The sequence below is a fragment of the Brevundimonas abyssalis TAR-001 genome, assembly GCF_000466985.1.
Lineage (GTDB): Bacteria > Pseudomonadota > Alphaproteobacteria > Caulobacterales > Caulobacteraceae > Brevundimonas > Brevundimonas abyssalis.
Genome location: NZ_BATC01000029.1, coordinates 13,615 through 31,992, shown reverse-complemented (window position 1 = coordinate 31,992; position 18,378 = coordinate 13,615). Strand labels below are relative to the sequence as shown.

The 18,378-nt window shown below is 69.4% G+C and carries 20 protein-coding genes and 2 pseudogenes; 13 read left to right on the top strand and 9 right to left on the bottom strand.

All coding sequences use genetic code 11. From position 1 onward, the window contains the following. Positions 1-229 (top strand): hypothetical protein (locus MBEBAB_RS08790; protein WP_206771051.1); only part of this gene is annotated, 229 nt, incomplete at its 5' end. A gap of 32 nt (positions 230-261) precedes the next feature. Here MBEBAB_RS08790 and MBEBAB_RS08785 read toward each other — a convergent pair. The 4 genes from MBEBAB_RS08785 to MBEBAB_RS08770 are packed head-to-tail and all read right to left on the bottom strand — an operon-like array spanning position 262 to position 3,416. Next, positions 262-1,272, bottom strand: coding sequence for an alpha/beta hydrolase (locus MBEBAB_RS08785; protein ID WP_021697613.1), 1,011 nt, complete (start codon positions 1,270-1,272; stop codon positions 262-264). After that, a complete protein-coding gene (locus tag MBEBAB_RS08780; protein ID WP_021697612.1) occupies positions 1,269-1,712 on the bottom strand; it encodes a cupin domain-containing protein in 444 nt (147 codons plus the stop codon). The genes MBEBAB_RS08785 and MBEBAB_RS08780 overlap by 4 nt, the downstream gene beginning before the upstream one ends. Before the next feature lie 36 nt (positions 1,713-1,748). Next, complete coding sequence (locus tag MBEBAB_RS08775) at positions 1,749-2,474, bottom strand: ABC transporter permease (protein WP_021697611.1); 726 nt, start codon at positions 2,472-2,474, stop codon at positions 1,749-1,751. Continuing rightward, on the bottom strand, positions 2,475-3,416 hold the full coding sequence (locus MBEBAB_RS08770; protein ID WP_021697610.1) for an ABC transporter ATP-binding protein: 942 nt from the start codon (positions 3,414-3,416) through the stop codon (positions 2,475-2,477). It lies immediately after the preceding gene. An 84-nt stretch (positions 3,417-3,500) separates the two neighbouring features. Here MBEBAB_RS08770 and MBEBAB_RS08765 point away from each other — a divergent pair, with 84 nt between their 5' ends. Then, positions 3,501-3,998 (top strand): hypothetical protein, encoded by a 498-nt coding sequence (locus MBEBAB_RS08765; RefSeq protein WP_021697609.1) that lies wholly within the window; start codon positions 3,501-3,503, stop codon positions 3,996-3,998. Continuing rightward, complete coding sequence (locus MBEBAB_RS08760; protein ID WP_021697608.1) at positions 3,998-4,234, top strand: helix-turn-helix domain-containing protein; 237 nt, start codon at positions 3,998-4,000, stop codon at positions 4,232-4,234. Before MBEBAB_RS08765 ends, MBEBAB_RS08760 begins: the two co-directional genes overlap by 1 nt. 4 nt (positions 4,235-4,238) lie before the next feature. Here MBEBAB_RS08760 and MBEBAB_RS08755 read toward each other — a convergent pair. Together MBEBAB_RS08755 and MBEBAB_RS08750 are read right to left on the bottom strand one after the other, a co-directional pair. Further along, a pseudogene (locus tag MBEBAB_RS08755) lies at positions 4,239-5,418 on the bottom strand (thiolase family protein). Positions 5,419-5,496: 78 nt separating this feature from the next. Further along, positions 5,497-6,336, bottom strand: coding sequence for an acyl-CoA thioesterase (locus tag MBEBAB_RS08750; protein ID WP_045319100.1), 840 nt, complete (start codon positions 6,334-6,336; stop codon positions 5,497-5,499). Between the two features lie 183 nt (positions 6,337-6,519). Here MBEBAB_RS08750 and MBEBAB_RS08745 point away from each other — a divergent pair, with 183 nt between their 5' ends. Beyond that, positions 6,520-7,011, top strand: coding sequence for a winged helix-turn-helix transcriptional regulator (locus MBEBAB_RS08745; protein WP_045319099.1), 492 nt, complete (start codon positions 6,520-6,522; stop codon positions 7,009-7,011). A gap of 1 nt (position 7,012) precedes the next feature. Here MBEBAB_RS08745 and MBEBAB_RS08740 read toward each other — a convergent pair whose 3' ends face one another. Beyond that, complete coding sequence (locus MBEBAB_RS08740) at positions 7,013-8,353, bottom strand: HlyD family type I secretion periplasmic adaptor subunit (protein ID WP_021697604.1); 1,341 nt, start codon at positions 8,351-8,353, stop codon at positions 7,013-7,015. Next, positions 8,350-10,086, bottom strand: a complete 1,737-nt coding sequence (locus MBEBAB_RS08735) for a type I secretion system permease/ATPase (protein WP_052516776.1) — start codon at positions 10,084-10,086, stop codon at positions 8,350-8,352. Before MBEBAB_RS08735 ends, MBEBAB_RS08740 begins: the two co-directional genes overlap by 4 nt. Before the next feature lie 195 nt (positions 10,087-10,281). On the opposite strand from MBEBAB_RS08735, the gene MBEBAB_RS08730 reads away from it, so the two are divergent. The 5 genes from MBEBAB_RS08730 to MBEBAB_RS08710 all read left to right on the top strand — a co-directional run bounded on the left by MBEBAB_RS08730 (position 10,282) and on the right by MBEBAB_RS08710 (position 14,943). Beyond that, a complete protein-coding gene (locus MBEBAB_RS08730) occupies positions 10,282-10,716 on the top strand; it encodes a DUF1801 domain-containing protein (RefSeq protein WP_021697602.1) in 435 nt (144 codons plus the stop codon). 128 nt (positions 10,717-10,844) lie between these two features. Beyond that, positions 10,845-11,912, top strand: a complete 1,068-nt coding sequence (locus tag MBEBAB_RS08725; RefSeq protein WP_021697601.1) for a sensor histidine kinase — start codon at positions 10,845-10,847, stop codon at positions 11,910-11,912. Between the two features lie 144 nt (positions 11,913-12,056). After that, positions 12,057-13,289 (top strand): PQQ-dependent sugar dehydrogenase, encoded by a 1,233-nt coding sequence (locus MBEBAB_RS08720; protein ID WP_021697600.1) that lies wholly within the window; start codon positions 12,057-12,059, stop codon positions 13,287-13,289. An 85-nt stretch (positions 13,290-13,374) separates the two neighbouring features. Next, a complete protein-coding gene (phbB, locus tag MBEBAB_RS08715; protein WP_045319094.1) occupies positions 13,375-14,100 on the top strand; it encodes an acetoacetyl-CoA reductase in 726 nt (241 codons plus the stop codon). A gap of 120 nt (positions 14,101-14,220) precedes the next feature. Further along, on the top strand, positions 14,221-14,943 hold the full coding sequence (locus MBEBAB_RS08710) for a DUF4908 domain-containing protein (RefSeq protein WP_242397130.1): 723 nt from the start codon (positions 14,221-14,223) through the stop codon (positions 14,941-14,943). Here the strand turns inward: MBEBAB_RS08710 and gloB are convergent. Further along, positions 14,940-15,670 (bottom strand): annotated as a pseudogene (gloB, locus tag MBEBAB_RS18680) (hydroxyacylglutathione hydrolase). The gene MBEBAB_RS08710 and the pseudogene gloB overlap by 4 nt on opposite strands. A 46-nt stretch (positions 15,671-15,716) precedes the next feature. Between gloB and MBEBAB_RS08700 the strand changes: the two are divergent. Genes MBEBAB_RS08700 through MBEBAB_RS08685 form a run of 4 tightly spaced genes read left to right on the top strand, consistent with a single transcriptional unit; the run spans position 15,717 to position 18,375 of the window. Further along, positions 15,717-16,484 carry a class I SAM-dependent methyltransferase gene (locus MBEBAB_RS08700; protein WP_021697596.1) on the top strand — a complete coding sequence of 256 codons (768 nt, stop codon included), beginning with the start codon at positions 15,717-15,719 and terminating at the stop codon, positions 16,482-16,484. Positions 16,485-16,493: 9 nt separating this feature from the next. Beyond that, a complete protein-coding gene (locus MBEBAB_RS08695; RefSeq protein ID WP_021697595.1) occupies positions 16,494-17,009 on the top strand; it encodes a SixA phosphatase family protein in 516 nt (171 codons plus the stop codon). After that, positions 17,006-17,347 carry a DUF952 domain-containing protein gene (locus MBEBAB_RS08690; RefSeq protein WP_021697594.1) on the top strand — a complete coding sequence of 114 codons (342 nt, stop codon included), beginning with the start codon at positions 17,006-17,008 and terminating at the stop codon, positions 17,345-17,347. The genes MBEBAB_RS08695 and MBEBAB_RS08690 overlap by 4 nt, the downstream gene beginning before the upstream one ends. Continuing rightward, a complete protein-coding gene (locus tag MBEBAB_RS08685) occupies positions 17,344-18,375 on the top strand; it encodes a quinone-dependent dihydroorotate dehydrogenase (RefSeq protein WP_021697593.1) in 1,032 nt (343 codons plus the stop codon). Before MBEBAB_RS08690 ends, MBEBAB_RS08685 begins: the two co-directional genes overlap by 4 nt. Positions 18,376-18,378 lie beyond the last annotated feature (3 nt).

Below are 18,378 nucleotides of genomic sequence, written 5' to 3'. Positions count from 1 at the left end.
CCCGCACCGACGGCGCCTTGGCGCGCCCGATGATCAGGAGACAGCCATGGCCAGACCCCGACCGCCCCGACCCGAGCCGATCGATCCGCTGGACCGCGCCCTGGAAGAGGCGGAGGCCGAAGCCGAGCGGATTGAGAAACGTCGGCTGCTGGCCGTTCTCCGGCGCAGCAACGCCGACTGGTGGGCCCGGCAGCATGCCCGTCTTGCGAACCGCACCGAGCCGGCATGATGTCAGGCTGAGGCGCCTGGACCGATCAGGCGTCAGCCCAGCCAGCCGCGCCGCGCGCCCCAGGCCAGGGCCAGTTCCGGCCAGACGGCGGCGGGGCGGCCTTCGATAAGGCGGATGCCGAAGCCGTGGCCGCCCTCCTCGAACAGATGGGTCTCCACCGGCACGTTCGCGGCCCTCAACGCCGTGGTCAGCATCATGGCGTTCTCGGGCGGCACCGCCCCGTCGTCCATGGCGTGGACGATGAAGGTGGGCGGGGTGTCGCGGCGGGGCATGGTCTCCAGCGACCAGTCGCGGATCTGGTCCGGGCTCGGGTTCTCGCCAAGCAGATGGCTGCGCGACCCGGCGTGGGTGTGCGGGTCGGTCAGGGTCACCACCGGATACATCAGGATCGACAGGTCGGGTCGTGCCGACACCGCATCCGCCGCGTCCACGGCCTCATAGACCGCATCCCCGTGCCGCGCCGCCAGCGTGCCGCCCAGATGCCCGCCCGCCGAGGCGCCCAGCGCCCCGATGCGGTCCGGATCGACGCCGTACTGCGCCGCGTTGGCGCGGATCAGCCGCATGGCCCGCTGGGCGTCCTGCAGCGGCGCGTTCGGCCCCGCCGCCCAGTTGTCCCCGGGCAGGCGATACCGCAGCACGAAACAGGTCACCCCCGCCGCCGCGAACACCCGTGCGCAGTCGTAGCCCTCCTTATCCACCACCGCCCAGCGATAGCCGCCGCCGGGGATCAGCAGCAGGGCCGCGCCGTTGGGCCGCTCGGGCCGGAACACGGTCATGATCGGGTCGGTGGTGTAGACGGCGAAACGGTCGTGATAGGCGGGATCCTCGGACCGCTCGTTCACCTCGGCCACCACGGTGACGTTCTCGCCCCCCGGCGCCCCGTCCGGCCACAGCCGCACCGTCTCGGCGGGATCGGCGGGCGCCCGCTGCGGCGTCACGGCGGCGGCCCGCACCGCCTCGCTCCAGGGCGCCTGGGCCAGAACCGGCGATGCGGTCAGGCCCAGTCCGGCGGCGGTCAGCAGGCTGCGACGGTGAAGGGTCATGCGGGATCTCCAGTGCCCGGCGTCCACCCGGGCGGCGCCATTTCAAAACGGTCGAAGATGAAGGCGGGCGCCACGGTGCAGGTGACCAGGGTCCAGTCGCCCAGCGGCCGTGCGGCCTGCCAGGCGTTCGGGGGCACGACCACATGGGGCCGTTCGCCTGCCGCCAGGTCCGGGCCCAGCACATGACGGACCGGCGCCGCGTCGCCCGTCATGGCGATCCCCAGCTCCAGCGGCCCGCCGGCGTTGAAGCTCCACACTTCCGCGGCGTCGGTCACCCGGTGCCAGTGCGAGCGCTGCCCGGCCGCCAGCAGATAGTGGATGGCCGTGGACGCCGCCCGTCCCGGCGCGACCTCGGCCGCGTCCCGGAACGTCTCACGGAACCAGCCGCCCTCCGGATGGGGCTCAAGATTCAGCAGGGCGACGATCTCGGCGGCGGTCATGCCGCCACCATAACGCCCATGACACCGGTGGCCAGACTAAACCACCTCGCGACGAGACAGGTGCGCCAGCATCAGGCCCAGGACCAGAACCCCGCCCCCCAGCCCCAGCATCAGCGCCAGGTCGGCCCGCGCCGGGTCGGTCGCCAGTACATTGACCGGCATCTGCCAGGGCATGAACACCCCGTTCTTCGCGGAGGTGGCGACCACCGCGAAGAAGGTGCCGCCGATGCCCAGCACCAGCCCCGGCACGAAGCTCCTGAACCGCAGCGCCGCCCACAGCTGAATGGCGGTCAGCAGGGCCCCCGCCGCGAAGATGCGGGCGTGCAGCCAGACCATGGCCGACCAGTCGATGACGCCGGTCGGCGCGATCCCGGGCTTGATCAGCCCCGCCAGGGCGCCCGCGCCGGCGGCCAGCATCAGAACCGCCGCTTCCATGGCCGCGACCACCAGGAACACCGCGCCGGCCTTGGCCGCCAGCAGCCGCCAGCGGCGGACCGGCAGGGCGAACAGGTGCTCCCAGCTGCGGGGGCCGTGCTCCATCTGGGCGACCAGGGCGGTCAGGGCCGTGACGCCCATGGGCAGCATGAAATAGGCCCAGATGGCGGCGGCCTGCATCATCACCATGAACCAGTCCTGGGCCTGGTCCATGCGCAGCAGGTTGAAGAAGATGAACAGGGCGATCAGTCCCGGCGCCGCCACGGCCAGCAGCGCGGCCAGGGAGCGGTTGAGCTTCAGCAGCTCCACGGACAGGGCGGTCAGCATTCAGGCGGCCTCCTTGTGGGCGGTCGGCAGGCGGTTCTGGTCCGCCACATGGCGATAAAGCGTCTCCAGACTGCGGCGGCGGGGCGTCAGGGCGAAGACCGCGATGCCCGCCTCCACCAGCGCGCGATTCAGCCCCGCCGCCGCGGCGCGCACGTCATCGCCGGGTCTCAGCCGGACCGACAGGCCGTCGCCCTCCGCCAGATCAAATCCCCGGGCCAGGATCAGCGGCCGCGCCCGGTCCGGCTGATCCACCTCCACGTCCAGCCCCGGCGCGGCCCGCGCGGTCAGGTCCGCCAGCGGGCCCTGAACCGCCAGCCGCCCGGCGAAGATCACGCCCACATGGGAGGCCGTCTGCTCCACCTCGTTCAGCAGGTGGCTGGAGAGCAGCACCGTCGCGCCCGTCCGTGCGGGCAGCCCCGCCAGAAAGCCGCGCATGTCGGCGATGCCGTCCGGGTCCAGTCCGTTGGTGGGCTCGTCCAGGATCAGCACCGGCGGCGCCCCCAGCAGCGCCCGCGCGATGCCCAGCCGCTGGCGCATGCCCAGGGAATAGTCCGACACCCGGCGGTGCGCGTCCGGCCGCATCTCCACCACCTCCAGCACCCGGTCGGTCTCCCCACGCGGCAGGGCCAGCAGGCGGCGGGTGATCTCCAGGTTCTCGCGCCCGGTCAGATTGGCGTGAAGACCGTGCGCCTCCAGCAGGGCGCCCACCTTGCGGGCCGCGCCCATCCGGTCCGCCGCCACATCGATCCCCTCGATCAGCGCCCGACCCTCGCTGGGTCGGATCAGACCCAGCAGCATCTTCAGCGTGGTGGTCTTTCCCGCGCCGTTGGGGCCCAGAAAGCCATAGACGGCCTGGGCCGGAACCTGCATGGCCAGGTCCTGAACCGCCGTCCGGCCGCCGAAGCGGCGGGTCAGTCCGCAGGTCTCGATCGCCAGGGTCATCCGCCTTTTCCTTTAAGTCTAAGCTAAAGTTGCGGACGAAGAGTTTTTAAGTCAAGATTAAAGAAAATTCAGCCGGGATGACCCATGAACGCCACTGACCCCGCCGCCTACCGGCGCCGATGCGCCCAGTTCCGCTGGCTGGCCGTGTTCATGGTGGTCAGCGTGGGCGGGCTGTTGCTGCTCGTGCATCTCGTCTTTCCGCTGATCCTCGCCCTGCGGGGCGAGACCGGGCATCTGGCCCGGTGGCTGCCGGAGGTGATCTGGGTCTCGCCGACGGCCTTCTACCTGTTCGCCATCTGGTCCATCGGCGCCGCCATGGGGCAGCTTGCGAAGGGTCGCCTGATCCAGCCCACCCTGTCCGACGCCTTGCGGCGTGTTGGTCTGGCCCTCGGCTTCGGCGGTCTCCTGAGCGTATTCGGCGTCACCAACCTGATACGTCTGATCGAGGGCGGGACAGGTGGTTGGGCCTATTTCGATGTGGCCGGCATGACCCTGGGCATGATCGGGGGCGCCCTGTTTCTGCTGGGGCGGGTGATCGACCACGCCGGGCGGGTCCAGGCCGAGCTGGACGCGATGATCTGATGCCGGTGCGCGTGACCCTCGACAGCCTGATCGTCCGCAAGGGGATCAAGGCCCGCGACCTGGCCGCCGAGGTGGGGATTTCGGAAACCCAGCTGTCCCTGTTCCGCTCGGGCAAGGTCAAGGGCATCCGCTTCCGCACCCTGGCGCGGCTGTGCGCGGCGCTGGGGTGCAGACCCGGCGATCTGCTGGACTATGATTTCGACCCCGCCGATCTGGCGCAGGACGAGGAGGACTAGCCGGTCAGGCCACTTCCACCGCCATGGCCACGGCCTCGCCGCCGCCGATACACAGGGACGCCATGCCCTTGCCGCCGCCGCGCGCTGCAGCGCCGACAGCAGGGTGGACAGAACCCGGGCGCCGACGCGCCGATGGGGTGGCCCAGGGCGCAGGCGCCGCCGTTCACGTTGAGCTTCGCGTGGTCGATGTCCAGTTCGCGCATGGCGATCATGGCCACCACGGCGAAGGCCTCGTTGACCTCCCACAGGTCCACGTCCGACGCGCTCCAGCCGGCCCGCTCCAGCGCCTTCTTCATGGCCGGGACCGGGGCGGTGGTGAACAGGCCCGGCTCGTGGGCGTGGGCCGCGTGGGCGGCGACCCGGGCCACGATGGGCAGGTTCAGCGCCCGCGCCACGCTCTCGCGGGTCATCACCAGCGCCGCCGCGCCGTCCGAGATCGAGCTGGCGTTGGCCGCCGTGATGGTGCCGTCCTTCGCAAAGGCGGGCTTCAGGGTCGGGATCTTGTCGGGCCGCGCCTTGCCGGGCTGTTCGTCCACCGAGACCGTCTCGGTCCCCTTGCGGCTGGTCACCTCCACCGCGGTGATCTCGGCCTCGAAGGCGCCCGAGGCGATGGCGGCGTTGGCGCGGCTCAGGCTCTCGATGGCGTAGGCGTCCTGGTCCTCGCGGGTGAACTGGTACTGCCGGGCCGCGTCCTCGGCGAAGGCGCCCATCAGCTTGCCGGGGGTGTAGGCGTCCTCCAGCCCGTCCAGATACATGGTGTCGGAGATCACATCGTGGCCGATGCGCGCCCCGCCCCGGTGCTTGGCCATGACGTAGGGGGCGCCGGTCATGCTCTCCATGCCGCCCGCCACGATGATCCCGGCGCTTCCGGCCTTCAGCGCGTCGTGCGCCATCATGGCCGCCTGCAGGCCCGAGCCACACATCTTGTTGACGGTGGTGGCCTCCACATGGCGGCCCAGCCCTGCGCCGATGGCCGCCTGACGCGCCGGGGCCTGGCCCAGACCGGCGGGCAGGACGCAGCCCATCACGATCTGCTCGACCCGCGCCGCCTCGACCCCGGCGCGCGCCACCGCCGCCTTCACGGCGGTCGCGCCCAGCTCGGTGGCCTTCACGCCCGTAAACACGCCCTGGAAGCCTCCCATGGGGGTGCGGGCGAACGAACAGATGACGACGGGATCGGACATGGCGGGCTCCTGAGCGGTTACGGCTTGTTGCGGCTCATATATTCACGTGGCGGCGTCGGCGAAAGGCGGGCGCCCGGTTCACAGCAGCTTGCGCCGCTGCCGCGACAGGGCCAGCGGCGTGCCGTCGACGCCCCAGCATGTGGCGTCGTCCACGGTCCAGCCCAGACCCAGATCCAGCATGCGGAACTCGAAGAAGGCCCAGCCATCAGGGGCCGTTTCGGGCGTGGGCGTGGCCAGGATGTCGTAGCGCAGGTCCACCGTGGTCATCATCGGCGGCGCCTTCATTGCGGTCCACGACGGCGGATACAGCGCGTCCAGCAGGTAGCACAGGCGCAGCTCGTCCAGCGGCGCCCCGTCATTGGTGCGCATCCACACCCGCTCCACCACGGCGCGGCCCTCGTTGCCGCCCAGGATGTTCGGCCCGCCGTCGAAGCGGAACTCCACGTGCTGAGTGAAGCGCGGCCGCAGGGGCCCTACCAGAGTGCGCGTCGGGTCCAGGCTGTCCAGCGGCGGGGGCGGCGCCTGCATGGGCGTGAGGGCGACAGCGTCTTCGGCGTCCCGCCCCCAGGTGGCCGTGGCGTGATGGGTCAGGCGCTCGCCCTGTCCAGCCTCCAGCGCCGAATAGGCCACATTGCGCCCGCCGCGCAGCAGGCGGGGTCGAAACGTCAGCGCCTGACCATATTTCGCCGCCGCCAGATACTGCACGCTCAGGGTCCGCAGCGGCCCGGTGATCCCCAGCCCCTGCCGCATGGCGCCCGCGCACAGGGCCGCCAGCAGCCCGCCGAACGGAAAGCCCGCCTCCGGCGGCGCCCCGACGGGCCCGTTGGAGAACTCCCCCGACAGTTCGGCGGTCAGGGCCTCGCCCGCGGGCGTCAGGGCCAGGGCACGGGTCAGCGGATGGTCGGCGGAATCGGTCATGGGCAGCGACATATCAGAAAGGCGGGCGGAGACCGGCGGAAGGCCTCCGCCCGCAAGTCGAGGGACGCAGGAACGCCGCGGCGCGTCATACGCTGCGATGTCCGTTGCCAAACGAGACTGATTTAATGGGTGTTGAATCGCAACCCACTTGTCAAAAGCCTGCCGCAACGTCACCTTGTGATGATGGGACGCACAGCCGACTACTCCCGCCAGAGCTGCTCCATCGCCGCCACCCTCGAGGTGATCGGCGATCCGTGGACGCTGCTGGTGATCCGCGACGCCTTTCAGGGCGTGACCCGCTTCGAGCAGTGGCAGGAGCGTCTGGGCGTGGCCCGCAACGTGCTGGCCGCGCGGCTCAAGACGCTCGTGGCTCACGGGGTGCTGGAGCCGCACCTGTATTCGGAGCGCCCGCCGCGCAACGAGTACCTGCTCACCGCCCGGGGCAAGGAACTGTACGGCGTGCTGGTCACCCTGCACGCCTGGGGCAACAAGCACCTGTATGGCGACAGCGATTCCGGCGTCGACATGATCCACAAGACCTGCGGCCACTCTCTGGAGCCCCGCATCGCCTGCGGCTGCTGCGGCGAGGTTGTGCGTCCGCGCGACCTGGCGCTGGTGCTCAGCGAGGACCGCCCCACGGTCGGCGATGTCCTCACGCCCAAGGACGCGGCCTAGCTCATTGCTGGCTGCCGGACCGCCACAGGTTCCGGGTCAGGGGCTCCACCAGATAGGACAGGGCGGTCCGCTTCCTCAGGAGGATGACCACCTCCACCGGCATGCCGGGACGGATGCCCCGGGCGGCCGGGCCCAGCGTGGCCAGTTGTTCGGGCGGCACGACCACCTCGACCCGGAAATGGCTCTGGCCGGACTGTTCGTCGGTGAAGCTGTCGGCGGACACGCTGGTGACCCGTCCGCGCACGATGGGGGGGACTTCCTCGCGCAGGCCGGGGAAACGAACCTCTGTCTCGAGCCCGACGCGAATGCTGTCGATGTCGGCGGGGTCCACCTGGGCAACCAGCACCTGTGACGCGTCCGCCGGTACGATCTCCATCAACACCTGACCCGGTTGCACCACCCCGCCGGGGGTGAAGACGCTCAGACCCACGACCTGGCCCGTCGCGGGGCTGCGCACCTGGGTGCGGGCGATCTGGGCGCGCAGCTCCGAAAGGCGCGGCTGAAGCTCGTTCAGCTGGACCTCCACCTGGCGCAGCTGGTCGGCCACGTCCTCGTCCAGACGCGTGTTCACGCCCAGCATCTGCAGGCGCGTCTCGCCGATCTGCTCGCGGGCGGCGGCGATCTGCGCGATCAGGGCGCCTTCCTCCCCTTCCAGCGAGGCAGCGGTGCGTTCCAGGGCCCTGACCCGGTTCAGCGGCGCATAGCCCTGCGCCGCCAGCGAGCGCATGCCCTCCAGCTCCTCCAGGATCAGGCGCTGCTGTTCGCGGTTGGACTCCAGCTGCCTCTGATGGCCGCCCATGCGGTCCTCTAGCTGGCTGATGCGCTGACGCAGCACGCCGCTTTCGGTGGACCGGCCCGCGCCCCGAGCGGTGAACTGGCGCTGTTGCAGCGTCAGCGCTTCTTGCGCCAGGACGCGGTCATCGCCCGACAGGGTTGCGAACGCTTCGGGCGTCGGAATGGCAGACAGCCGGTCCCGTTCAGCGACCATGCGCGCCCGCTGGGCCAGCAGGGCGTAGACCTGCCCCGCCACGCCGCGCTCAACCGAGCGCAGGCTGCCGGCATTGATCTCCAGCAGCACCTGCCCGCGCTCCACCTGGTCCGCCTCGGCCACGTGGAGGGCGCCGACCACGCCGCCGTCCGGGTGCTGCACCGCCTGCCGGTTGCCTGACACCGCCACCTGACCCGGGGCATAGGCGCCGGCGTCCAGCGGGGCGAACGCCGCCCAGCCCAGAAAGAGCCCGAAGAACAGGAGGATGATGGTCCCGCCCAGCCACAGTTCGAACCGGGGCGAAGGGCTCAACTGCGGCGTCGTCTGGGCGGCGGATGAAGCGGCTTTCGTCATCGGCTGGCCGCGCCCTGCGTCGGGGCGCGGGCGCTTCTCAGGCGGGCGAGCACCTCTTCACGCGGCCCCTGTGTCTGGATCGCGCCGTCCTTGAGCACCAGCAGATTGTCGACCCGAGACAGCACGCCGGCGCGGTGGGCGACGATCACCACCGCCGCGCCCCGTCTGGCCGCCGCCAGAATGGCGTTCATCAGGGCGGATTCCCCGTCCTGGTCCAGGTTCGAGTTCGGCTCGTCCAGCACCAGCAGCACCGGATCTCCGTAGAGCGCGCGGGCCAGGGCCACCCGCTGGGCCTGGCCTGCGGACAGCCCGGCGCCGAACGCGCCCAGTTCGGTGTCATAGCCTTTGGACAGCCGCTGGATCATGTCGTGGGCGCCGGCGGCCTGGGCCGCCTCGACCACCGCGCGATCGATCTCGTCCGGCGGCGCGCCTGTGGCGGCGGCGAACCGCGAGATGTTGTCCCGCACGCTGCCGGCGAACAGGCTGGGCGTCTGGGGCAGATAGCCGATGTGGCGCGCCAGGGCGTCGCTGTCCCATGCACTGTATTCCGCGCCGTCCAGGCGTACGGCTCCCGTTGTCGGGATCAGCGCTCCGGCGATGACCCGCGCCAGGGTGGTCTTGCCCGACCCGCTGGACCCGATGACACCGAGGGTCTGGCCGGGTTCGAGGGTCAGATTCGCGCCTTTCAACTGCAACTGGCCCGCCTCGGTCAGGCGAACCGACACGCTTTCGACGGCCAGCTGTCCCTTGGGGGCGGGCAGGGCGGTCCGGGGGCGGTCCACATCTGCGGTGGCGTCAAACAATTCGATCAGGCGCCGCCACCCTGCATGGGCCTTCACCAGACCGGGCCAGGCCCCGACCAGTTGCTCGATGGGCGCCACGGCCCGGCTGAGAAGCACCGATGAGGCGATGATGGCGCCGGGCGTCATCTGTCCGCGGATCACCAGGAACCCCGCCAGGCCCAGCGCCGCAGACTGCAGGGTCAGCCGCACGAATTTGATCGCCCCGGTATAGCGCCCCCCCGCCATGTTGGCGTCCGCCTGCTGCTGAACGGCCCGGCGCCGTTCGTCGGCCTGGCGCGCGATGCTGTTGGCGCGCATGCCGAGGGCCCGCACCACCTCGGCCTGGGCGGCCAGGCTTTCCTGTGCGGCATAGGCGGCGCTGGCGGAATCCGCAGCATGGCGAATGCGCTCGCGCGTGTCGCGCTCGTTCAGCCAGGCGAGGAGGAACAGAACCAGCCCCCCGAACAGGGTCAGAAAGCCGATGGACCAGTGCAGCAGGAAACAGCACATCAGGAAGATCGGCGTCCAGGGCGCGTCCAGAACCGCCAGGGTCCCCTGACCGCTCAGGGCCGTCCGCACATGGTCGAACTCGCGCAGCACGTGGACATTGGGCGCCGCGCCCCGCAGGTCCACGGTCCGCGCCAGGATACGGCTGGTCAGCGCCTGGTCCAGTTTCAGCCCGGTCCGCAGCAGAATGCGCACCCTCAGCCAGTCCAGGGCCGCCAGGGCCGCCAGGGCGAACAGGGCGACGGCGCTGATCAGCACGAGGGTCGTCAACCCTCCGGTCGGCACCACCCGATCATAGACCTGAAGCATGTACAGGGTGGGGGTGAGATAGAGCAGGTTCACCAGGGCGCTGAACACCGCCGCCCCGATGAGATGCGTGCGGCAAGCCAGTACGGCCTGCCTCAGCGGTTCAGCACCAGCGGATGTGGGAAGCAGGTTGAACACGTCGGCTAGCCGCTCTCGGGCCTCATTGCTGGATCATCGCGCCACTGCGGCGCGACCGTGACGACCCTTCTCGCCCTGGACGGTGACTCATATGGCAATCCCGGCAGGGCGCCAATGCGCCCGTTGAGCCCGTGAGCCTGATGGAGGCGCGGAGAAGTGATGGCGCGCAAGGGGCCGGAAGCGTAGAATGCGGGCATGTCGGACCTGAAGACCCAACCCACCGACGCCTCGGTTGAGGACTTCATCGATGCGGTCGAACAGCCCCGCCGCCGAGAGGACGCGCGCATGGTTTCAGCCATGATGGCCGAGATCACGGGAGAGCAGCCGGTGATGTGGGGCCCGTCCATCATCGGCTTCGGCCGCTACACCTATGTGAACTCGACGAAGAAGCCCGCCGACTGGCCCATCATCGGCCTGTCGCCGCGCAAGGCGAACCTGAGCGTCTACATCATGCCGGGCTTCACGGAGCGACCCGATCTCATGGCGCGGATCGGCAAGGTGAAGACCAGCGTCTCCTGCCTCTACATCAGCCGGCTTGAGGACGTGGACATGGAGGTGCTGCGTGAGCTGTGCGCGTGGGCGGTGGCGACCATGCGAGGGCGTCATCCGCCCGGCCCGTCGCCCGATTAATCCCTTCCGGCAGCGGATCCGTGCTAGGCTCCATGAGATACGAGACAATGGAGCCGACGCCTTGCGCCGAACCCGCCCGGGGAAGGCTTTCGTTTTGCGAGCTTCCGAACGCGGGGAAAGGGACAGCCATGGCTGCCCGCACGTCCCAACATTCCGGAGGCCCGCTCAGCCTGGGGCTGGCCGTCATCAGATCTTCGCCGACGCCGGTGATCATGCTGGACGCCGATCTGATGGTCGTCGCAGCCAGCACCTCGTTCTGTGACGCCTTCGGTCTGTCTCCAGACAGGGTCGCAGGCGGGCTCATGCCCAGCCTGGGCGCCGGAGAATGGAGATCGCCCCAGCTTCAGATCCTGCTGACGGCGACGGCGCGTAGCGATGTGGCGGTGGACGCCTACGAGATGAACCTGGATATCCCGACACGCGGCATGCGCTGTGTGGTCATCAGCGCCCGGCGTCTTGTGACCGATGAGGACAACGTCCGCCTGCTGGTGGGGGTGACCGACGTCACCGATGCCCGCGCGGCGGACAAGCTCAAGGACAATCTGCTGCGGGAGAAGGCCATCCTGCTGCAAGAGGTCCAGCACCGCGTCGCCAACAGCCTGCAGATCATCGCCAGCGTTCTGATGCAGAACGCCCGCAAGGTGCAGTCAGAGGAGACCCGGGTGCATCTGCGCGATGCCCACAGCCGGGTGATGTCCATCGCCACCCTGCAACAGCAACTGGCCGCCTCGCGGTTGGGGGACGTGGAGCTGCGGCCCTATCTGACGCAGTTGTGCCGCAGCATCTCCGCATCCATGATTCCTGATCCCGAGCGCCTCACCCTGGAGGTTGTCGGCGATGACAGCGCCACCAGCGGGGATATTTCGGTCAGCCTGGGGCTGATCGTCACCGAACTGGTCATCAATGCGCTCAAGCACGCCTATCCCGGCGGGCGGGGCGGGCGAATCCTGGTGACCTATGGCGGCGATCCGCACGGCTGGACCCTTTCGGTGTGCGACGACGGGGTAGGCATGGCGGACACCCCGGCCCACACCAAGCCGGGTCTGGGCACCAGCATCATAGAGGCGCTGGCCCACCAGCTGGACGCGGCGGTGAAGGTCGAAACCGGCAAGGGCGGCACGACCGTCTCCATCGTTCACGTCCGGAGCGGGCCGACCCTCCTCTCCGAGCGGGGCGCCGCCCAGCTTTCCACCTGAAGACGGTTTCGCGAAGACCTGCCGGTTTTATCCGACGGGCTGAGGGACCTTGCCCTTGCATCAATCGGCCATGCGCGGTTTCTGTCACCGGAACGGTGACGCTTTCATCGCGTTGCCTGAAGACATCCTTTCTGGAGTTTGACCATGCGCTTGTCCGCCCTGACCGCCGCCGTCTCCATCTTCGCCCTGGTCGCCGCGTGCGGAGGAAACGGCGAAACCGCCTCCACGATGCAGACGGGTGAGCCGGTGGAGACCAACGCGGCGAACGCCCCGACCCAGCAGCCGGCCTTTGAAGGCCAGACCCGCGCGCCGGGGGTGCAGACCACTGTTTCGATGACCAGCGAGACGGTGGCGGAGGGTCTGGAAAGCCCCTGGGGTCTGGTTCCGTTGCCGGAAGGCGGTTTCCTGGTGACAGAGAAGCCCGGCCGTCTGCGGCTGGTCAGCGCCGACGGCGAGATCGGCGAGCCCATCACCGGCGTGCCGACTGTGGTGTCGGATCGTCAGGCGGGCCTGCTGGATGTGGAGCTGAGCCCTGACTTCGCCAGCGACCGGCTGGTCTATCTGAGCTTCTCCGAGCCGCGCCGGGGCGGCAACGGCACCGCCGTGGCCCGGGGACGTCTGAGTGAGGACGGGACCCGGCTGGAGAACGTGGAGACGATCTTCAGCGCCATGCCCACCTACGACAATTTCATGCACTACGGCTCGCGCATCGTGTTCGACCGTCAGGGACGACTGTACGTGACCTTGGGCGAGCGGTCGGATATCGAGACCCGGCCCCAGGCGCAGGATCTGGGCTCGCACTTCGGCAAGATCGTGCGCATCAACGCCGACGGCTCGGTTCCGGCCGACAACCCGTTCGTGGGCCAGGAGGGCGCCCTGCCGGAGATCTGGTCATGGGGGCACCGCAACGTCCAGGGCGCGGCGCTGCATCCCGGGACGGGCGAGCTGTGGGGCATCGAGCATGGCGCGCGCGGCGGCGACGAGATCAACATCGCCCGCGCCGGCGAGAACTATGGCTGGCCCATCGCGGCCTACGGCATCGAATATCGCGGCGGCGCCATCGGCGAGGGGAGCACCACAGCCCCGGACACGGTTCAGCCGATCTACTACTGGGATCCAGTCATCGCGCCGGGTGGAGCGGTGTTCTATAGCGGCGACATGTTCCCCGATTGGAACGGCAACCTGCTGGTTTCGGGCCTGGCGGGACAGCATCTTGCGCGGCTGGTTCTGGAGGGCGAGCGGGTTGTTGGCGAGGAACGCCTGCTGACCGGGCTGAATGCGCGCATTCGCGACGTTGCCGTGGGATCGGACGGTGCGGTCTATGTGGTCACCGATGACCAGAACGGTCGTCTGGTCCGACTACGCCGTGCGGACTGAGCGCCTTCACCAGCCCTGTTCGGCGGGTTAGAACAATCATGAGCAGCCCGGCTTCAGGGCTGCCGAGGGACATAAGGAAACGCACATGACGCGAGTGGCGATGGTCACCGGGGGCACCCGGGGGATCGGCAAGGCGATCGTTCAGCGCCTGAACGAGGACGGGATCAAGGTCGCGGCCGGTTATTCCGGAAACACGGCCGCGGCCGAAGCCACGGCCGCCGAACTGGGCGTCATGGTGGTCAAGGGCAACGTCGGCTCGTTCGAGGATTGCGAACGGGCGGTCAAGGAGGTCGAGGCCGAGCTGGGCCCCATCGACATCCTGATCAACAATGCCGGCATCACCCGCGACGGCTTCTTTCACAAGATGAGCCCGGACCAGTGGTACGATGTGATCCGGGTCAACATGGACAGCGTGTTCAACATGACCCGCCAGGTGATCGGCGGCATGCGTGACCGGGGCTTTGGCCGCATCGTCAACATCTCCTCGATCAACGGCCAGAAGGGCCAGATCGGCCAGACCAACTATTCCGCCGCCAAGGCGGGCATGATCGGCTTCACCAAGGCCCTGGCGCTGGAGAATGCGAGGAAGGGCGTGACCGTGAACTGCATCGCGCCCGGCTATATCGACACCGAGATGGTGGGCGCCATGGACCCCAAGGTTCTGGAGAGCATCGTGGCCCAGATTCCGGTCGGAAGACTCGGAAAAGGCGAGGAAATCGCCGACATGGTGTCCTGGCTGTCTGGGGAACGTGCCGGATATGTCACAGGCTGCACCCTTTCCCTGAACGGCGGTCAGTATCTGGTGGGCTGACACGCCCGCGCCCAAAATCCGCCTTCGCGGCGAGTCATCTGATTGAGAATGTTCGCGGAACCCCGGATCAGCGCTGCGCTGTCACCGACGACGCTCGCCTTGGCGTGCGCCGTTGTAAGCGTGGCTGTGTTGGGCTTTGCTGACGCCGCCGACGCGTGGACCCAGCCGCGCGGGAACGCTCAGGCGGAGCAGAGCCAGGGTCTGCGTGAGCGCCCCGTCCGCGCCCTTGCGTCGCCCGGCCGCTACGTCACGGAAGGCGGCGAGGCTTTCATCCTGGATCATTCCGGGGCCAGGCCCCTGTTGCGCTTCGACGACAGCCCGGAGGTCTGGGTTCTGCGGGCTACGCCCGCCCCGCGTGGCGACATTCTATACCGCAATGATCAGGGCGACGTGATCCTGCGCTCCACGCCTTCGGGGGGACTGACCCTCTATACGCCGCGCGCGCCGGGCGGCGAGCCCGCCTCCCAGGCCGGCCCTGGTCCGGGGCTTCGCCGCCCCACCCTGTCGCCCATCCAGCTGGTCAATTTCATGGTCCGCCAGAGCGACGTGGCGAGCCGTGCCGTGGGGCATCTGGTCGTATTCGAGGCCGAAGAGATTTCACCCGGCTCGGAAACCCTGGTGGCCGAAGCCGCCGCCGCCGCCGTCGAGGCCCTGACCCGCATGGCGCGCACCTCCAATCTGCGCGATCAGGCCCAACAGGTGCGCCGCATCGTCATCATCGAGGGTGCGCGCAACAACACGGAATTCTCTCGCGGCGTCCTGACCATCACCCTCGATCCGCGCGAAGGACCGGCGGGACGTCCGTCATCCGCCCGGGTGGTGCGGACCCTGGCCGGCAGCTAGCCCCTGAACGCGTCCTTGGCCGCCCTGAGCGCGGCGAAGGCGGCTACGTCCGTCGCGCACAGGAACGGGTTCAGGCGCTTCTCCCGGCCCATAATCGTCGGCACGGTCGACTGCCCGGCCTCGCGCAGTGCGAAGACGTCCCGCGCATAGCCCTCCAGTTCAGGATCGGGCGTGCCCAGGCTCAGCGCGAAACGAGCGTTGGCGGCGGTGTATTCGTGAGCGCACCAGACTCGGGTGTCGTCCGGCAGGCCGGCCAGTCGGGTCAGGCTGTCCCACATCTGCTCTGGGGTTCCCTCGAACAGCCGTCCGCAGCCCAGGGCGAAAAGGGTGTCGCCGACGAAGGCTTCGCCGCCCGATGATCGATGAAGGCGATGTGCCCCAGGGTGTGGCCGGGCGTATGCATGACGCGGAGCGCGGTCTCGCCCAGATTCACCTCGTCTTCGTCCGCCAGAACCCGGTCCAGGGTGATGAGACGCGAGGACTCCTCCGGTCCGACCACCTTGCACCCTGTCTGGCCTTTTACGGCTTCGACGCCCTGGGTGTGATCGGGGTGCCAGTGGGTGTTCAGGATCAGGTCAAGCCGTCGCCAGCCGGAGGCGGCCAGTTCGGCCAGGACGGCCGCGCCGTCCGGCGCGTCCACGGCGGCGACGCACCCCGAGGCGCGGTCGCGGACCAGATAGCCGTAGTTGTCGGACAGGCAGGGGAACTGACGGATTTCCAGGGGCATTGAGCGACTCTAGCAGCCACCAGGCGTTGAAGCCTATAGTACCGCCATGCGCCGCAGCGTCGATGATCTGAAAGCCTTCTATGGCGAGCCCGCGGGAGTCCTGGCCCGCCGCCTCGTGGCGCGCCGTCTGGAGGACGCCTGGGGGGAGGCGGCGAACTGCGATGTGCTGGGCATCGGCTATTGCACGCCCTGGTTGGGCGCCTTCGTGGGCGCGCGCCGGGTTGTGGCGGCCATGCCGGGCGGGCAGGGGGCCGAGCGCTGGCCCTCGGTTGGGCGCAACCGGACCCTGCTGGTCGAGGACCAGGGCCTGCCGTTCGCTTCGGGAACCTTCGACCGGGTTCTGATGATGCACGCCCTCGAAGAAGCCGATCACGCCCAGGCGCTCATGGCGGAAGCTGTGCGGGTCATGGCGCCGGCCGGACGCATCATCCTGGCCGTGGCGTCCCGGGGCGGCCTGTGGGCCCGTTCGGAATCGACGCCCTTCGGCCATGGCCGGCCTTTCAGCCGGGGACAGGTGGAGCACCTCCTGCGAGAGGTGCAGCTGGAGCCCCTGGCCTGGTCCCAGACCCTTTATGTGCCGCCCTGGAAGCTGCTGCTGGGCATGGCGGAAGGATTTGAACAGGCGGGAAGGATGCTGCTCCCGGCCGCTTGCGGCCTGATCCTGGTGGAGGCCTCCCGCCGCACCTATGCGCCCCGGAAAGTGAGCGGCGGTGCGGCCGTTCCGGTCGAGGCGGCCCTGGCGAAAGGCGTTCTGGCGTCTCGTCCGGCCGCGCGCGGCGCGCGGCGGTTGGACGGCGGCGGCGAACCCGCCTAAATCGGCCCCATGCGTCAGCTCATTCTCATGCGTCATGCCCAGGCCGTGGGCGCAGCCCCCGCCGGCGGCGACCGGGAACGCGCGCTCAGCGCGGCAGGCCGCGCCGAGGCCGTCCGAATCGGCCAGGCCCTGAAGGCGCGCGGCGTCCGGCCGGATCTGGCCATGGTTTCGGCGGCCCGACGTACGCGCGAGACCTGGACCGGCGTGGCCGAAGGACTCACTCTGGACCCTGAGCCGTCCTGGCTGGAGGTCGATCCCGCCCTTTACAACGCCGACGCCCGGGTCCTGCGCGGTCAGGTCGAGAGCGCGGAGAACCGATGCGAAACCCTGATCCTGATCGCCCACAATCCGGGCATCCATCAGCTGGCCTTCGAACTCCTCAGCGACGGCGGCGCTTCGGACCAGATTCTGGACCGGGTCCGCACCGGATTCGCGCCTGCGACCGCCGCCGTGTTCCAGGTGGATGCGGCGGGACGCTGCACCTATGACGGCATTCTGCTGCCGGATGAGGCGAAGCGGTCGTGACGCCGGCTTACAAGATCCTGACGGTTTCCGAATGGGCGGTCGCCGAGGCGGCGGGTCTGTACGAGGGGTCGGATGTGGACCGGGCCGACGGCTTCATCCACCTGTCCACCGATGCGCAGCTGCACGAGACGGCGCGTAAGCATTATGCGGGGCGGGACGACCTGATGATCCTGACGCTGGACGCCGACCATCCGCCGCTGAAGGCCCTGATCCGCTGGGAGCCCTCGCGGGGCGGCGCCCTGTTTCCGCACATCTACGGCGACCTGCGCACGGAATGGGTCATGGCCGCGCGACCGGCGTCGGTCGACGCGGACGGCCGATTGAGGATCGACCCATGAGTCTGGTGAATGATTTCGGCGCTGCGGTGCTGCGGCAGCTGGACCCGGAGCTGGCGCATGGGCTGGCGCTGTCGGCGCTGAAGGCGGGGCTGGGCGGACGCAGTGATCCGCACGACGCTGTGCTGGCCACGCGCGTGGCGGGGCTGGACTTGCCCAATCCGGTGGGGCTGGCCGCCGGGTTCGACAAGAACGGCGAGGCGCTGAACGGCCTGGCGCGGGCGGGTTTCGGTTTTGTGGAGTGCGGCTCGGTGACGCCGCTGGCCCAGCCGGGCAATCCGAAGCCGCGCCTGTTCCGCCTCAGCGAGGACCGGGCGGTGATCAACCGCATGGGCTTCAACAATGCGGGACTGGACGCCTTCGCCCACAGGCTGGAACGTCGCCCCCGCGAGGCGGTGATCGGGGCCAATCTGGGCGCCAACAAGGATACCGAGGACAAGGCTGCGGACTATGTGGCGGGACTGGTCCGGCTGCGAGGGCTGGCGGACTATTTCACCGTCAATGTGTCCTCGCCCAATACGCCTGGCCTGCGCAATCTGCAGGGGCGGGCGGCGCTGGACGACCTGCTTGGCCGGTTGGCCGAGGCGCGCGGCCCCGAGCCGCTGTTCCTGAAGATCGCGCCGGACCTGACCGAGGCCGAGGTGGCCATGATCGTCGATGCCTGCGTCGCCCATGACCTGGATGGGCTGATTGTGTCCAACACCACCCTGGACCGGCCCGACAGCCTGCGCTCGGCGCACGCCGGTGAGAGCGGGGGCCTGTCGGGGGCGCCGCTGAAGGACAAGGCCCTGACGGCGCTGCGCTGGGCCCACGGGGCGTCCCAAGGTCGTTTGGCCCTGATCGGGGTCGGCGGTATCGCCTCGGGCGCTGACGCCTATGCGCGAATCCGGGCAGGCGCTGCGGCGGTGCAGATCTATTCGGCGCTGATCTATGAAGGGCCGGGCCTGGTGATGCGCATCCGCCGCGATCTGGCGGACCGGCTGCAGGCCGACGGGTTTCGTTCGGTTCAGGACGCGGTGGGCGCGCGCTGAGGC

What these genes read in the sequence shown, in the direction of transcription:
- MBEBAB_RS08745 (WP_045319099.1), top strand. Translation starts at nt 6,520, where the DNA reads ATGGGACGCACAGCCGACTACTCCCGCCAGAGCTGCTCCATCGCCGCC.
- MBEBAB_RS08775 (WP_021697611.1), bottom strand. Translation starts at nt 2,474, where the DNA reads ATGCTGACCGCCCTGTCCGTGGAGCTGCTGAAGCTCAACCGCTCCCTG.
- MBEBAB_RS08780 (WP_021697612.1), bottom strand. Translation starts at nt 1,712, where the DNA reads ATGACCGCCGCCGAGATCGTCGCCCTGCTGAATCTTGAGCCCCATCCG.
- MBEBAB_RS08750 (WP_045319100.1), bottom strand. Translation starts at nt 6,336, where the DNA reads ATGACCGATTCCGCCGACCATCCGCTGACCCGTGCCCTGGCCCTGACG.
- MBEBAB_RS08770 (WP_021697610.1), bottom strand. Translation starts at nt 3,416, where the DNA reads ATGACCCTGGCGATCGAGACCTGCGGACTGACCCGCCGCTTCGGCGGC.
- MBEBAB_RS08765 (WP_021697609.1), top strand. Translation starts at nt 3,501, where the DNA reads ATGAACGCCACTGACCCCGCCGCCTACCGGCGCCGATGCGCCCAGTTC.
- MBEBAB_RS08740 (WP_021697604.1), bottom strand. Translation starts at nt 8,353, where the DNA reads ATGACGAAAGCCGCTTCATCCGCCGCCCAGACGACGCCGCAGTTGAGC.
- MBEBAB_RS08685 (WP_021697593.1), top strand. Translation starts at nt 17,344, where the DNA reads ATGAGTCTGGTGAATGATTTCGGCGCTGCGGTGCTGCGGCAGCTGGAC.
- MBEBAB_RS08700 (WP_021697596.1), top strand. Translation starts at nt 15,717, where the DNA reads ATGCGCCGCAGCGTCGATGATCTGAAAGCCTTCTATGGCGAGCCCGCG.
- MBEBAB_RS08760 (WP_021697608.1), top strand. Translation starts at nt 3,998, where the DNA reads ATGCCGGTGCGCGTGACCCTCGACAGCCTGATCGTCCGCAAGGGGATC.
- MBEBAB_RS08730 (WP_021697602.1), top strand. Translation starts at nt 10,282, where the DNA reads ATGTCGGACCTGAAGACCCAACCCACCGACGCCTCGGTTGAGGACTTC.
- MBEBAB_RS08785 (WP_021697613.1), bottom strand. Translation starts at nt 1,272, where the DNA reads ATGACCCTTCACCGTCGCAGCCTGCTGACCGCCGCCGGACTGGGCCTG.
- MBEBAB_RS08720 (WP_021697600.1), top strand. Translation starts at nt 12,057, where the DNA reads ATGCGCTTGTCCGCCCTGACCGCCGCCGTCTCCATCTTCGCCCTGGTC.
- MBEBAB_RS08725 (WP_021697601.1), top strand. Translation starts at nt 10,845, where the DNA reads ATGGCTGCCCGCACGTCCCAACATTCCGGAGGCCCGCTCAGCCTGGGG.
- MBEBAB_RS08695 (WP_021697595.1), top strand. Translation starts at nt 16,494, where the DNA reads ATGCGTCAGCTCATTCTCATGCGTCATGCCCAGGCCGTGGGCGCAGCC.
- phbB (WP_045319094.1), top strand. Translation starts at nt 13,375, where the DNA reads ATGACGCGAGTGGCGATGGTCACCGGGGGCACCCGGGGGATCGGCAAG.